Raw genomic sequence first — 952 nt, 5'->3', positions numbered from 1 at the left:
AGGCCGTTTAGTCTGTGGGGGTAGACGCGAAACCAAGTGATCTACACTTGTCCAGGTTGAAGTCCCGGTAACACGGGATGGAGGACCGAACCAATAAGCGTTGAAAAGCTTCTGGATGAGATGAGTGTAGGAGTGAAAGGCCAATCAAACTTGGAGATAGCTCGTACTCCCCGAAAGGCATTTAGGTGCCGCGTCGGACGATCAGCGTGAGAGGTAGAGCGACCGATAGGACAAGAGGGCTTCACCGCCTATCGAGTCCTGACGAACTCCGAATGCTCACGCTCCGCAGTCCGGCAGTAAGGGGACGGGTGCTAAGGTCCGTTCCCGAGAGGAGAAGAATCCAGACCGCCGTCTAAGGTCCCGGAATTCTGTCTAAGTTAGTCTAACGAAGTGGGGTCTCAGTGACAGCCAGGATGTTGGCTTGGAAGCAGCCATTCATTCAAAGAGTGCGTAACAGCTCACTGGTCGAGAGTCCCTGCATGGATAATAATCGGGTATAAGACAGATACCGAAGGCGCGGGATAGCAATAATAAAAGTATCGGTAGGGGAGCATTCCATATCCGTCGAATGGTGCGGGTAACCAATCCTGGAGGATATGGAAAAGCAAATGTAGGTATAAGTAACGATAAGGAGGGTAAGATTCCCTCCCGCCGCAAGACTAAGGTTTCCCGGGCAATGTCAATCATCCCGGGGTCAGTCGGGTCCTAAGTCTCAGCCGAACGGCGAGGGCGATGGCAGACACGGTCAACATTCCGTGACTACCTTTAGGAGCGATGCGGAGACGGAGCAGTGACACTTCCGCGAACCGACGGAATGGTTCGTTGAAGAGTGTAGACGTTGATCAGGGTAGGCAAATCCGCCTTGAGAGTCGAACTTGAAAGTACAGGGTCCTCTTCGGAGGAACTTGATAGCGAAGGTAATCATACTCCCGAGAAAATCCGCTAAGCAATC

The 952-nt window shown here is 52.4% G+C and carries 1 rRNA gene; it reads left to right on the top strand.

What is annotated here, in order from left to right:
* Positions 1-952, top strand: a 23S ribosomal RNA gene (locus HMPREF0673_RS13725); the annotation flags it as partial.

The organism is Leyella stercorea DSM 18206 (assembly GCF_000235885.1).
Lineage (GTDB): Bacteria > Bacteroidota > Bacteroidia > Bacteroidales > Bacteroidaceae > Prevotella > Prevotella stercorea.
Note: the sequence above shows the minus strand (reverse complement) of the source record. Positions and strands in the feature narration are given on the sequence as shown.